The 13375-nt window shown below is 46.9% G+C and carries 13 protein-coding genes; 11 read left to right on the forward strand and 2 right to left on the reverse strand.

The genetic code is table 11. The features are described from left to right. Nucleotides 1-39 precede the first annotated feature (39 nt). On the reverse strand, nt 40-1017 hold the full coding sequence (zipA, locus tag AAA946_RS12600; protein WP_338165160.1) for a cell division protein ZipA: 978 nt from the start codon (nt 1015-1017) through the stop codon (nt 40-42). 184 nt (nt 1018-1201) lie between these two features. Between zipA and cysZ the strand changes: the two genes are divergently transcribed. After that, nucleotides 1202-1939, forward strand: coding sequence for a sulfate transporter CysZ (gene cysZ / locus AAA946_RS12605; protein ID WP_338165161.1), 738 nt, complete (start codon nt 1202-1204; stop codon nt 1937-1939). Nucleotides 1940-1997: 58 nt separating this feature from the next. Here the strand turns inward: cysZ and AAA946_RS12610 are convergent, their stop codons facing one another. Beyond that, nucleotides 1998-2468 (reverse strand): zinc ribbon-containing protein, encoded by a 471-nt coding sequence (locus AAA946_RS12610; protein ID WP_338165162.1) that lies wholly within the window; start codon nt 2466-2468, stop codon nt 1998-2000. Nucleotides 2469-2605: 137 nt separating this feature from the next. Here AAA946_RS12610 and leuS point away from each other — a divergent pair, with 137 nt between their 5' ends. The 10 genes from leuS (at nt 2606) to ybeD (ending at nt 13296) form a co-directional block, all read left to right on the forward strand. After that, the gene (leuS, locus tag AAA946_RS12615) at nt 2606-5179 is read left to right on the forward strand and encodes a leucine--tRNA ligase (RefSeq protein WP_338165163.1); all 2574 of its coding nucleotides are present in this window, start codon (nt 2606-2608) and stop codon (nt 5177-5179) included. 131 nt (nt 5180-5310) lie between these two features. After that, complete coding sequence (locus AAA946_RS12620; protein WP_338165164.1) at nt 5311-5883, forward strand: LPS-assembly lipoprotein LptE; 573 nt, start codon at nt 5311-5313, stop codon at nt 5881-5883. A gap of 13 nt (nt 5884-5896) precedes the next feature. Further along, a complete protein-coding gene (holA, locus tag AAA946_RS12625) occupies nt 5897-6916 on the forward strand; it encodes a DNA polymerase III subunit delta (protein ID WP_338165165.1) in 1020 nt (339 codons plus the stop codon). A 71-nt stretch (nt 6917-6987) separates the two neighbouring features. Beyond that, nucleotides 6988-7305 (forward strand): ribosome silencing factor, encoded by a 318-nt coding sequence (gene rsfS, locus AAA946_RS12630; protein ID WP_338165166.1) that lies wholly within the window; start codon nt 6988-6990, stop codon nt 7303-7305. Between the two features lie 4 nt (nt 7306-7309). Then, nucleotides 7310-7780 (forward strand): 23S rRNA (pseudouridine(1915)-N(3))-methyltransferase RlmH, encoded by a 471-nt coding sequence (gene rlmH / locus AAA946_RS12635; protein WP_338165167.1) that lies wholly within the window; start codon nt 7310-7312, stop codon nt 7778-7780. 11 nt (nt 7781-7791) lie between these two features. Next, nucleotides 7792-9678, forward strand: a complete 1887-nt coding sequence (mrdA, locus tag AAA946_RS12640; RefSeq protein WP_338165168.1) for a penicillin-binding protein 2 — start codon at nt 7792-7794, stop codon at nt 9676-9678. Then, nucleotides 9675-10796, forward strand: a complete 1122-nt coding sequence (gene rodA, locus AAA946_RS12645) for a rod shape-determining protein RodA (RefSeq protein WP_338165169.1) — start codon at nt 9675-9677, stop codon at nt 10794-10796. Before mrdA ends, rodA begins: the two co-directional genes overlap by 4 nt. Next, entirely contained in the window at nt 10796-11596 is an 801-nt protein-coding gene (locus AAA946_RS12650) for a septal ring lytic transglycosylase RlpA family protein (RefSeq protein WP_338165170.1), read from the forward strand. The genes rodA and AAA946_RS12650 overlap by 1 nt, the downstream gene beginning before the upstream one ends. Nucleotides 11597-11695: 99 nt before the next feature. Then, nucleotides 11696-12874: a serine hydrolase gene (locus AAA946_RS12655; RefSeq protein WP_338165171.1), complete on the forward strand. Its 1179-nt coding sequence runs from the start codon at nt 11696-11698 to the stop codon at nt 12872-12874. Between the two features lie 143 nt (nt 12875-13017). Further along, nucleotides 13018-13296 (forward strand): DUF493 family protein YbeD, encoded by a 279-nt coding sequence (gene ybeD / locus AAA946_RS12660; RefSeq protein ID WP_042496698.1) that lies wholly within the window; start codon nt 13018-13020, stop codon nt 13294-13296. The last annotated feature ends 79 nt before the right edge of the window (nt 13297-13375 follow it).

Consider the following 13375-nt stretch of genomic DNA (forward strand, 5'->3'; position numbering starts at 1 on the left):
GGCTCCTAAGGAGCCTTTTTTTGCTTCGAATTGATGGGTTTAAGCGCTGGCTTTCGCTTGGTTAAAATCTTTAATTTGCTGACGGTATGCATCCAGTCGTTGCGGCGTCATTAGGTTGCGTTGGTCATCAAGCACATTACCGCCAAGATCATCAGATATTTGCTGCGCGGTTCTTAGCATGAGCTTAAAGTTTTGCTCAGCTTCCCCAAAGCAAGGAAGAGTCATGAAAAATGAGATCCCTTTGGTCGTGAAGGTGGCCGGATCATCATGCTGAAGTGTGCCCGGTTGCATCATATTGGCAACACTGAATAGCACCTTGCCAGTACCAGAGAGATCAGCATGACGATGGAAGATGTCCATTTCACCGTAAATCAAGCCATTTTGGCGCATGCTGTCAAAAAGTTGAGTTCCATTGAATGGCGCTTCGCCCGAACAGTGTACGTTCAGCACCAGCACTTGCATGTCAGGCTCTTTCGGCTCTTCTTTAACCTCTTTACTGGCCTCAGAAAGGTTCACCACAGCTGGCGGTTCTTCATCCAAGCTTTCATCTAATGTATCTAAGTTAATACTAGGTTCGTCGGCCTCGATTTCTTCATGTTCTTTATTGGCTGTAAACGATGGCAAAGGCTCTTGCTCTTCCTCTTCGTGAGAAACCACTGTAGGCTCAACCTCTGTAACCGGCTTTGTTGGTTCCAAAGACGCCTCATTAATTGGCGCAGCATCAACAAGCGCGTCCTGTGGGGCATCAGTCTCTGGCACAGTCGACTCTAGTGGATCGTAAGCAGGCTTTTGCGCGTTTAAACCAAAGTCTGGCTCGGTACGAGTCTTTCTGATGATTTCAAAATCATCTTCAGGAGCGACGTATTCGTCGGCGGTATCATTGTCGTCTATCTTTCCTAGCGGTCTGTCACCAAATTTCTTTTGGCCTTCTTTCTTACTCGACCACAAGCCGTGAAACAACAGCGCCGCGATAGCTAAGGCACCGACAATAATGAGTACGAATCGCAATTCCTGCATTGTTTGCTCTCAATGTTAAAAATAGTCCTTACAGAAGTACTTTCGCACTTCAACTTTCTTTACTTTACCAAAACTCTATAGACGATTAGAACACCTAAGTATAAGAAGTTTGTGATTTCGTAAACCCTTTTTTGTTATAGTCGAAGTCATAAGCAACGCAAAAACCAGACAAAGGACACCAATTTTGAACAAAGCAAACACTGGGTTTGGCTACTTCATGCAAGGTTTTCAAATCGCTTTTATGCCCGGGATCAGACGCTATGTGCTGATGCCTCTTTTGGCCAATATCCTTTTGGTTGGCTCAGCGATGTATTATCTCTTCTCCCACTTAAATACATGGATTGAGAGCTGGCTTGGTTACTTACCAGAGTTTCTATCTTGGCTCAGCTACATTCTATGGCCTTTACTGGCTCTCACAATTCTCGCGACCTTTTCCTACTTTTTTAGCACCTTAGCTAACTTCATTGCCGCGCCTTTTAACGGCCTGCTGGCAGAAAAAGTTGAAGAAAAGCTCACTGGAAATCGAATCAACGACGACGGACTGATGAGTGTCGTCAAAGACGTGCCGAGAATTATGGCGCGTGAGTGGCGCAAACTGCTTTACACGCTACCTAAAGCGATCGGTTTATTTTTGCTACTGCTGATTCCAGCATTGGGTCAAACCATCGGTCCTTTTGCTTGGTTTATTTTTACGGCTTGGATGCTGGCGATTCAATACTGTGACTATCCATTTGATAATCACAAAGTACCGTTTAATGACATGCGCCTATCAATAAAGCAAAAACAAGGCAAAGCCTATGGCTTTGGCATGCTCGTGTCTTTATTTACCGCAATTCCTATTTTGAATCTATTCATCGTGCCGGTTTCAGTGTGCGGTGCAACAGCGATGTGGGTGCAAGAATTTAAACAGCAGCATAGCTAAGCGCCTACTGACTCGATACAAGCCCCTGTTATGGGGCTTGTGTTATATCACCGGCCGTTTAGGGTTTTAACGGTTTACGACTAAAGGATTGATTACCACATTTCGCACAATCACCGATCACTGTCGGATGATTGTATTCGGTTTTATGACCACACTGCTCACACACCAACACACCGAGCCCAATCATTTCACCCGATGTATACACCCCTTGATGCTCCAGATCTTGAAACAGCTCCACCCATTCCACTTTGGTTCGATCAGTAATGTCTAATAGCCCCTGCCAGACCGAGTTAGCAATCATCAGATAAAAAGGCCCACTTTTACTCTCTTCGTAGTTGTTAGCAAACTCTTTGAGATCCGATTTAACATAGGCAGAGATCAGTGCCATCTCGTCCTTGGTCATGTCGTTGGCGGCTTCCACTACTTGTCCTGACTTTTCAAGTACGTGCTGAAGCTCTTCCGGGCTATGTTTGAGGTTATCAACCACATCTTCGATCATTTCTTCATAACTGGTTTTACGCTTAGGCATACATCCCCCTATTTACCCCAATACGATGAAGGCTATATTGGCTATTGTTGACCGAGCTTCCTTTAGGTATTCTATGACGATCTATTAGTCTCTGTAGTAACAGAACTCACAAATTCCAAGATAACCGGACATCATCGATGCAAGAACAATACAACCCACAAGACATTGAACGTAAAGTTCAACAGCACTGGGACAACAATGAAACCTTTGTTGTAAGTGAAGACCCAAATAAAGAAAAATTCTACTGCCTGTCAATGTTCCCTTATCCAAGTGGACGACTGCACATGGGTCACGTACGTAACTATACGATCGGTGATGTGGTATCTCGTTTCCAACGTTTACAAGGTAAAAACGTAATGCAACCAATCGGTTGGGATGCATTCGGTCTACCAGCAGAAAACGCAGCTGTGAAGAACAACACGGCACCTGCGCCTTGGACGTACGAGAACATCGAATACATGAAAAACCAGCTTAAGTTGCTTGGTTTTGGCTACGACTGGAACCGCGAGTTCGCAACTTGTACGCCTGAATACTACCGCTGGGAGCAAGAGTTCTTCACTAAGCTTTACGAAAAAGGCCTAGTTTATAAGAAGACGTCTTCTGTTAACTGGTGTCCAAACGACCAAACCGTTCTTGCAAACGAGCAGGTTGAAGATGGCTGCTGCTGGCGCTGTGATACTCCGGTTGAGCAAAAAGAGATTCCACAGTGGTTCATTAAGATCACTGAATACGCACAAGAGCTGCTTGATGATCTAGACAACCTTGAAGGTTGGCCTGAAATGGTTAAGACCATGCAGCGCAACTGGATTGGTCGCTCTGAAGGTGTTGAGCTCAAGTTTGAAGTTAAAGGTCAACAAGATCTAGAAGTCTACACAACTCGTCCAGATACCCTAATGGGTGTGACGTACGTAGGTATCGCAGCAGGTCACCCTCTAGCTGCAATCGCGGCTGAGAACAACCCTGAACTTGCTGCATTCATCGAAGAATGTAAAAACAACAAAGTTGCGGAAGCTGAACTGGCGACAATGGAGAAGAAAGGTATGGCGACTGGCCTTACTGCTATTCACCCATTGAACGGCCGTGAAGTACCCGTTTACGTGGCTAACTTCGTATTGATGGACTACGGCACAGGCGCGGTTATGGCGGTTCCTGGTCACGACCAACGTGATTTCGAGTTCGCGACTAAGTACGGCATCGACATTCTGCCAGTAATTCAACCTACTGACGGCAGTGAGCTAGACATCTCTGAAGAAGCTTACACAGAGAAAGGCGTTCTATTTAACTCTGGTGAGTTCGATGGTCTTGAGTTCCAAGCGGCATTCGATGCAATCGCAGCAAAGCTAGAAGCAGAAGGCAAAGGTCACAAGACCGTGAACTTCCGTCTACGCGACTGGGGTGTATCTCGTCAGCGTTATTGGGGTGCTCCAATCCCAATGGTGACCACTGAAGATGGTGAAGTTCATCCGGTACCAGCGGATCAACTGCCCGTTATTCTTCCAGAAGATGTCGTGATGGATGGCGTAACCAGCCCAATTAAAGCCGACAAAGAGTGGGCTAAGACGACATTCAACGGCAAACCAGCACTTCGTGAAACCGACACGTTCGATACGTTTATGGAGTCTTCTTGGTACTACGCACGTTACTGTTCACCACAAGCAGACGACATCCTAGATCCAGAAAAAGCAAACTACTGGCTACCAGTAGACCAGTACATCGGTGGTATCGAGCACGCTTGTATGCACCTACTGTACTCTCGCTTCTTCCATAAACTGCTTCGTGACGCGGGTTACGTAACCTCTGACGAGCCGTTCAAGCAGCTACTATGTCAAGGCATGGTACTCGCTGACGCGTTCTACTACGAGAACGACAAAGGCGGTAAAGAGTGGGTTGCACCGACTGACGTTGCTGTTGAGCGTGACGGGAAAGGTCGCATCACTTCGGCGAAAGACAACCAAGGCCGTGACGTTGAGCACTCAGGCATGATCAAGATGTCTAAGTCAAAGAACAACGGTATTGACCCTCAAGAGATGGTAGACAAGTACGGTGCGGACACAGTACGTCTATTCATGATGTTTGCATCACCTGCAGACATGACGCTTGAATGGCAAGAGTCTGGCGTTGAAGGTGCTAACCGCTTCCTAAAACGTGTTTGGAAACTGGTTAACGAGCACTCATCAAAAGGTGCAGCAGAAGCCGTCGACACAGCCGCGCTATCTGGTGACCAGAAAGCGCTACGTCGCGACGTTCACAAGACTATTGCGAAAGTAACGGACGATATCGACCGTCGTCAAACGTTCAATACTGCTATCGCTGCTATCATGGAACTAATGAACAAGCTAGCGAAAGCGCCTCAAGAGTCCGCACAAGACCGTGCGATTCTAGATGAAGCGCTAAAAGCAGTAGTGGCAATGCTTTACCCAATCACTCCACATATTTCATTTGAAATGTGGGTCGCTTTAGGTGAGGCTGACGTCGACAACGCGGCATGGCCTAAACACGACGAGAAAGCACTTGTTGAAGACGAGAAGCTGATCGTGGTTCAAGTGAACGGCAAACTGCGCGCTAAGCTGACTGTGGCTGCTGACGCGTCTAAAGAGCAAGTAGAAGAGCTTGGTCTGAACGACGAAAACGTCACTAAGTTCACAGACGGCAAAACGGTTCGTAAAGTGATCTACGTACCTGGTAAGCTACTGAATATTGTAGCGAACTAATCGTCATCGCTTTATGATAGCAAGAGTCGCAGCTAACCACTGCGGCTCTTTCGTCCATTTTAAGCAAAGCCTTATCTAAGTTTCTGATCTGGAACTTACATAAGCCTTTTCAATGAGAGTCTTCGGTAGCTATGTTTCGATTCAAACAAAAACTAACACAAGCCAGTTTTATTCTTCTTCTCTCTTCATTGCTGACTGCGTGTGGATTTCAGTTACGTGGTGAATACTCAGTACCAGAAGGCATTACCGCTATCTCTGTCACCAGCTTTGACCAATACAGCAAAATCACTCGATTAGTCAAAGAGCAACTACGGTTAAGCCAAATCGAACTCGTCACGCCAAACAAAGATGTGCCGAACATACACATCACTAATGAAAAAATTACTGACCGAACTCTCTCTCTATATCAAAACACCCGTGCAGCAGAAAAAGAAGTGGTATATGAGGTCAACTATCGCGTGACGGTGCCGAACTTAGGCTCAAAAGACTTTACTGCGACTATGACTCGCAGCTACCTAGACAACCCGCTTTCAGCACTGGCGAAGTCGGCAGAGCGTAAGCTAATCGAAGATGAAATGCGTGAATTTTCTGCGCAGCAAATGATGCGTCAAATGGCACGACTTAAAACTGAAATTCAAGAGCATGAAGAAAAGCAAAAGCTTAAAGACTCTGAGACCAACACACCAGACAAGTCGCAGTCTTAACAGGTAGTCGATTGTGAGAATATTTGCTGACCGCCTGTCTGAGCATCTTGCTAAGCAATGGCACCACTGTTTCCTGCTATTTGGCAATGAGCCGCTATTTGTGCAAGAAAGCCGCGATGCCATTATTCACCACGCTAAACAGCAAGGTTTTGAAGAGCATCACCGTTTTAGTGTCGATAACTCCCTTGATTGGAACGAGGTGTATGACTGCACCCAAGCACTAAGCTTATTCTCCTCAAAGCAAATTATTGAACTGACCATGCCAGAGGCTGGTGTCAATGCCAGTATTGCTAAGCACTTAACGGAAATAGCACCCACACTTCATGACGACATTGTTATCGTCATCACCGGCACCAAACTAACCCGAGCTCAAGAATCTGCAAAATGGTTTAAAGCGCTAAATGGCTGCTTAGTCAGTTGTAACACACCCGATATCAAGCAATTGCCGCAATGGGTAATGAGGCGTTGCAGAGCCAATCAGCTCTCGCCTGACGGTGAAGCGATCCAATTGCTATGCCAATGGCATGAAGGTAACCTGTTTGCGCTTTCCCAAAGCCTAGAAAAGCTCGGACTCCTATACCCAGACGGTCAATTGACACTTGTGCGCGTGCAAGAATCACTCAGCAGACACAACCACTTTACCGTGTTTCACTGGGTCGATGCGCTATTGGAAGGCAAACCCAAACGCGCTCATCGCGTGCTTACTCAGCTCGAAGCTGAGGGCGTGGAAGCGACGATTTTGCTGCGCACCATTCAAAAAGAACTGATTCAGCTTGGTAAAATGCAAGCGATGTTACAGCAGTCATCGCTTAGCCACGTCTTTGATCAGTTCCGAATCTGGCAAAATAAGAAGCCACTTTACAGTGCTGCACTAAACCGTCTATCACCACAAAGACTGCGTCAGAGTATTCAACTACTTAGCGCGATTGAAGTGCAAGTGAAAACACAATATGAGCAAAGTCCATGGCCATACTTACAGCAGCTTACGTTCAACCTAAGCAGCGCTGACAACGGCCTGTCTTTGCAACCTTAAAATCGTGATATAATTATCGATCGATTGAGTAGCGATACTCTCCTAACCATATACATACTGAGGAATCTCTTTTGCAACGCGAAGAATTGAAACTTTTTCTAGCCGATAAAGCGGACGATATGAAAGCCCAAGACATTGTCACTATCGATGTTGAAGGTAAGTCCAGCGTCACAGACTTCATGATCGTCTGTACCGGCACTTCTAGAAGACACGTTATTTCAATTGCGGACCATGTTGCTGCGGAAGTCAAAAAAGCAGGCCTTGAACCACTCGGTATCGACGGTGATACTGAAGGCGAATGGGTCGTGCTCGATATGGGCTCCACTATGCTGCACGTGATGCAAGAAGAGCACCGCGAGCTGTACCAACTAGAAAAGCTTTGGAGCTAGTCGTTTGAAACTTCAACTGATCGCCGTTGGTACTAAGATGCCAAAATGGGTAGAAGAAGGCTTTCAAGAGTATCGCCGCCGTTTCCCTCACGACATGCCACTCGAGCTCATTGAAATTCCAGCCGGTAAGCGTGGCAAAAACGCTGACATTGCGCGTATTTTACAAAAAGAAGGCGACGCTATGCTGGCGGCGGTCCCTAAGGGTAACCGCATTGTGACGCTCGATATTCCAGGTAAAAAATGGGATACGCCTCAGCTTGCTGAGCAGCTTGAAAGCTGGAAGCTGGATGGTCGTGATGTTTCCATTCTGATTGGTGGCCCTGAAGGGTTAGCACCAGCTTGTAAAGCCGCAGCAGATCAAAGCTGGTCTTTGTCTGCATTAACGCTTCCTCACCCGCTGGTACGCATTGTCATGGCGGAGAGCCTATACCGAGCATGGTCAATTACCGCTAATCATCCGTATCACAGAGAGTAATTTAGCTAGCGATGAAACGTAAACGCAGCCAGATACGGGACCATCAGGCCGAAGCGCGACTGTTTAAAAGTCGCGCTATTGTGGCGTTTGTTGGTATCGTTGTAATGATGTTGGTGCTCGTCGCTAACCTCTACAACATCCAAATCAACCAGTATCAAGACTATAAGACCCGCTCGAACGACAACCGCATCAAAGTGGTACCGATCGCGCCAAACCGCGGGCTAATCTACGACCGCAACGGCATTTTGCTTGCGGAGAACCGCCCTGTCTTCAACCTAGAGATCACTCCAGAAAAAGTCAAAGACATGGATGCGACTATCCAAGCGTTGAGAGAGTACCTTGATATATCACCTGAGCGTGAAGAAGCCTTTAATCGCGACCGTAAACGTACCCGCCGCTTCAAATCGATCCCACTTCTGACTCAGCTTACCGAAGATCAAGTGGCGATATTCTCAGTCCATCAACATAAGTTTCCCGGTGTTGAAATCGCCGCCAACTTAAAACGCTTCTATCCTTATGGTGATGTGTTAACGCACGTGATCGGCTACGTGTCCCGCATTAACGACCGCGACATGCGTCGCCTGATCCGCGAAGAAAAAGAGTCAAATTATCAAGCCACTCGCGATATTGGTAAGCTTGGTATCGAGCGCTACTACGAAGATATTTTGCATGGTACCGCAGGCTATCAGGAAGTTGAGGTGAACAGCCGTGGCCGTGTACTAAGGACACTAAAGTTCGTCCCACCTATTCCGGGCAAAGACATTGTACTCAACCTAGATATTACGCTGCAGCTCAAAGTCCACAAACTACTCGATGGTCGACGTGGCTCGGCGATCATTCTCGACCCAAGTGACAACGGCGTACTGGCCATGGTGTCGAGCCCAAGTTACGACCCAAATGCGTTTGTAAACGGCATCTCAGGCAAAGGCTATCGCGCCCTACTTGAGGATAAGAACCGACCTCTGGTAAACCGCGCGACTCTGGGTATCTATCCACCAGCGTCAACGGTAAAACCGTTCATCGCAGTTGGAGCACTGCAAGAAGGCGTGATCACGACCAAAACCACACGTAACGATCCAGGGTACTGGCGTATCCCTAATTCCAAAACGCGTCCATTCCGCGATTGGCTACGTTGGGGACATGGTAAGGTGGACATCCTCAAGGCAATTGAAGAATCTGTCGATACCTTCTTTTACCAAATCGCCTATGACATGGGCATTGACCGCCTATCTAAGTGGATGATGATGTTTGGCTTTGGTGATTACACTGGCATTGATATCTATGAAGAGAGCAAAGCCAACATGCCAACACGTGAGTGGAAGATGGCGAGACACAGAACGCCTTGGTATCAAGGTGATACTATCCCGGTTGGTATCGGTCAAGGTTACTGGACAGCAACGCCAATGCAGATAGCCAAAGCGACGTCAGTTCTTGTTAATCGCGGTGAGGTACTCTCCCCACACCTGTTGCGTGCAACCATAGATAATGGCGATAGCTTTGACCATCAAACCTTAAGCGAAGTCGACTCACGACCGCCAATTACCGGTGTGCAAGAGCGATACTGGGACATTGCGCTAGAAGGGATGCGCCGAGTGAATCACGGCGTCAAGGGTACTGCTCGACGCTCTTTCACCAATATGCCTTTTCAAAGTGGTGGTAAATCGGGTACTGCGCAAGTGTTTAGCTTGGCAGAAGACGAAGAGTATAATGCCGAAGAGGTTGCTGAACACCTGAAAGACCATGCATTATTTACTGGCTTCGCCCCGTTTGATGATCCTAAGGTCGTGGTCACCGTCGTTATTGAGAACGCAGGTGGCGGTTCTACCAATGGTGCGCCAGTCGCTCGACAACTGTTCGACTTGGCACTGGCCGAAAATGCAGAGAGTGAAGAAGAATGAGATTTGATCCTTCCACCGGTCAAAGCCGAGTGATGTTCGAACGCTTCCACATCGATTTGCCTTTGGTGCTCGGAATCCTAGCGCTTATGGGATTTGGTCTTGTGGTGATGTACAGCGCCAGTGGCCAAAGTTTGACGATGATGGACCGACAGGCGATGCGTATGGTGCTGGCTTTGGTTGTGATGGTTGTCTTGGCTCAACTGTCACCCAGAACTTATGAGACGTTAGCGCCGTTGATGTTCTTTGCCGGAGTTATGTTGCTATTTGGGGTGCTGTTTTTCGGTGAGGCCTCCAAAGGGGCGCAGCGTTGGCTAAACCTCGGTTTTGTACGTTTCCAACCGTCCGAACTGCTCAAGTTGGCCGTGCCACTCATGGTGGCGCGTTATATCGGGAAACGCTCACTGCCAATCACCTTCCAAACGCTGGTCATATCACTGGTCATGGTGTTCGTACCCACCATTTTGATCGCTAAGCAGCCCGATCTCGGTACCTCTATTTTGATTGCGGCCTCGGGGATATTCGTTATCTTCTTAGCCGGTATTAGCTGGAAGATTATCTTTGGTGCTGTGATCGCGTTAAGTGCCTTTGTCCCCGTACTTTGGTTCTTTTTAATGCGCGAGTATCAGAAAGTGCGCGTACGTACCTTGTTTGACCCGGAGTCGGATCCATTGGGCGCGGGTTATCACATCATTCAAAGTAAAATTGCTATCGGCTCTGGTGGTATTGCTGGCAAAGGTTGGATGCAGGGTACTCAGTCACAACTCGAGTTTTTGCCCGAGCGCCACACCGATTTCATCTTTGCCGTTATTGCTGAAGAATGGGGAATGATCGGCATTCTGTTGCTACTCGCTCTCTACCTATTCATTATCGGTCGAGGCCTGTATCTCGCCAGTTCAGCTCAAACTGCATTCGGCCGAATGATGGCCGGCAGCATCGTTCTTAGCTTCTTCGTTTATGTTTTTGTAAATATTGGTATGGTGAGCGGTATATTACCGGTAGTTGGTGTACCATTGCCGCTTGTCAGCTACGGTGGCACCTCAATGGTGACCCTGATGGCTGGATTTGGCATTCTTATGTCAATTCATACACACAGAAAAGCATTCTCAAAGGCAACCTAATGAACAGATGGAATGACACAAGGCGCCAGCGCCTTTCTTGGCTAGGTTTGGCCTCTGGGCTTATCGTCCTTGCAGGGTGTTCATCATCAGACAGTCGATATGATCTCAAAGACGATGTTGCGCCAACTGCGCCGATTTCCGTCGACCATGTTGAAGGGGCTGTACCGAAATACGAACCGTATAGCTTAGGTGGCAATAAAAACTATCGGCTGCGCGGTAAAAGCTACACAGTGATTAAAGACCCAGCAGGCTTTAAAGAACGTGGCGAAGCTTCTTGGTATGGTAAGAAGTTCCATGGGCACCTAACGTCGAACGGCGAAGTCTACGACATGTACTCCATGTCAGCCGCGCACAAAACGCTGCCATTGCCAAGTTATGTCAAGGTCACTAACCTCGATAACGGCAAAGAAACCATCGTTCGTGTTAACGACCGTGGTCCATTCCATGACGGGCGCATTATCGATCTCAGCTATGCTGCAGCGAATAAACTGGATGTCATCAAGACAGGAACAGCGAATGTTGAGATTGAAGTGATTATCGTCGAAAAACCGTCCAGTCAACATGAGTTGGACAAGCACCCTGAGTACACTATTCAAGTTGCAGCTTCACCTCATAAGGAACGCATTGATGAATTATCCAAACAGCTAGGTGAAAAACTGTCTGTGGATACATTCTTAACCCCGGTCAAAAGCAACTATCGTCTGATGCTTGGGCCGTTTAAAGACTACAAGCAAACCCAGGACGTACTGGAGCAGGTGCAAAAGATTGGCTACCCCTCAGCTTTTGTCAAAAAACTGTAAACATCATTGACATAAATAACTGTTGTTACTTAGTGTAAGCTATCTAGTTTGCAGTCAACATTCTGTTACTATACGAACTATTACTCAAACGCATTCGAAATGAATAAGAATAAATCTTCTATGAAATTTGTAACCACTATTGCTCTTTCCGCAACTTTGGCAGCAACTTCTGCCGCTGCGGCACCTGTTGTCATGCCTGATGCACCTCAAATCGCAGCCAAAGGCTTCGTTTTGATGGACTACAACTCTGGTAAGGTTCTAGCTGAGAAAGAGATGAACACTCAGCTTCACCCAGCGAGTCTGACAAAAATGATGACCAGCTATGTTATCGGCCAAGAGCTAAAGCGCGGTAACATCTCACCACAAGACGAAGTGACCATCAGTAAGAATGCTTGGGCAAAAAACTTCCCTGATTCATCAAAGATGTTCATTGAAGTGGGCACTAAGGTCACCGTTGATGAGCTAAATAAAGGTATCATCATTCAATCGGGTAATGATGCTTGTGTCGCGATGGCTGAGCACATTGCCGGTTCAGAAGATGCATTCGTTGACCTTATGAATGCATGGGCAAAGTCTATCGGTATGACCAACTCGCACTTCGCTAACGTGCACGGTCTGGATAACCCAAATCTATACTCTACACCATACGACATGGCTCTTCTGGGTCGCGCGCTTATCAAAGACGTGCCAGATGAATACCGTATCTACTCTGAGAAGAAATTCACCTACAACGGCATCACCCAATACAACCGTAACGGGCTACTTTGGGACAAGAGCATGAACGTTGATGGCATCAAAACGGGTCACACAAGCAAAGCAGGCTACAGCCTAGTGAGCTCGGCGACTGAAGGTAAGATGCGCCTCGTTGCGGTTGTTATGGGTACTAAAAACGCTAACGCTCGTAAATCAGAAAGCAAAAAGCTACTCAGCTACGGCTTCCGATTCTTCGAAACGGTTAACCCACACAAAGCAGACGAGACCTTCGTTGAAGAAAAAGTCTGGATGGGTGACAAAGACGCAGTGGCACTGGGTGTTGATCAAGACACATATGTAACACTACCTCGCGGCCAAGCTAAGAACCTAAAAGCAAGCTTCGTACTTGAAAAGCAGCTAGAAGCACCAATATCTAAAGGCGATGTTGTTGGTAAGCTATACTATCAACTAGAAGGCGAAGACGTAGCTGAATACCCGCTGCTTGCTCTTGAAGATGTTCAAGAAGGTAGCCTGTTCAGCCGCTTGTGGGATTACATCGTATTACTTTTCAAGAGCTTTTTCTAAGCCCTAGCGTTTAACGCCAAAGTAATCGAGTCATCGTAAAGCCGCTTCAAGCGGCTTTACTTTTTCATTGGCTTGAGATCGTCCACGTAAGGCATTACTATTCACACCGTTATAAAGAATTGGTATTTTTTGGAGTCCCTATTATGTTGACCATCAACTCTGATGCAAAACTCAAAGACCTACTAGAGTTCCCTTGCTCGTTTACCTTCAAAGTGATGGGTTACGCTAAACCAGAACTTCCTGAGAAAGTGCTGGAAGTGATCCAGCGCCACGCACCAGGGGACTACAGTCCAACCATTAAGCCAAGTGCAAAAGGTAACTACCATGCTGTATCTATCAACATTACAGCGACCTCAATCGAGCAAGTAGAAACCCTTTACAAAGAACTTGGCGACATCGACATTGTTCGCATGGTTCTATAAAAATTTGAAACTTTAAAATTTTTTTGAAAGCAGCTTTGGCTGCTTTCTTTTTATTTATCAGTTAGATATAAGTTTCATA

This window comes from Vibrio sp. 10N (genome assembly GCF_036245475.1).
Taxonomy (GTDB): Bacteria; Pseudomonadota; Gammaproteobacteria; order Enterobacterales; family Vibrionaceae; genus Vibrio.

Bases quoted from the DNA above. Each gene is read 5' to 3' on its own strand.
- zipA (WP_338165160.1), bottom strand. From the start codon at position 1,017: ATGCAGGAATTGCGATTCGTACTCATTATTGTCGGTGCCTTAGCTATC.
- AAA946_RS12610 (WP_338165162.1), bottom strand. From the start codon at position 2,468: ATGCCTAAGCGTAAAACCAGTTATGAAGAAATGATCGAAGATGTGGTT.
- leuS (WP_338165163.1), top strand. From the start codon at position 2,606: ATGCAAGAACAATACAACCCACAAGACATTGAACGTAAAGTTCAACAG.
- AAA946_RS12620 (WP_338165164.1), top strand. From the start codon at position 5,311: ATGTTTCGATTCAAACAAAAACTAACACAAGCCAGTTTTATTCTTCTT.
- mrdA (WP_338165168.1), top strand. From the start codon at position 7,792: ATGAAACGTAAACGCAGCCAGATACGGGACCATCAGGCCGAAGCGCGA.
- rodA (WP_338165169.1), top strand. From the start codon at position 9,675: ATGAGATTTGATCCTTCCACCGGTCAAAGCCGAGTGATGTTCGAACGC.
- AAA946_RS12650 (WP_338165170.1), top strand. From the start codon at position 10,796: ATGAACAGATGGAATGACACAAGGCGCCAGCGCCTTTCTTGGCTAGGT.
- AAA946_RS12655 (WP_338165171.1), top strand. From the start codon at position 11,696: ATGAATAAGAATAAATCTTCTATGAAATTTGTAACCACTATTGCTCTT.
- ybeD (WP_042496698.1), top strand. From the start codon at position 13,018: ATGTTGACCATCAACTCTGATGCAAAACTCAAAGACCTACTAGAGTTC.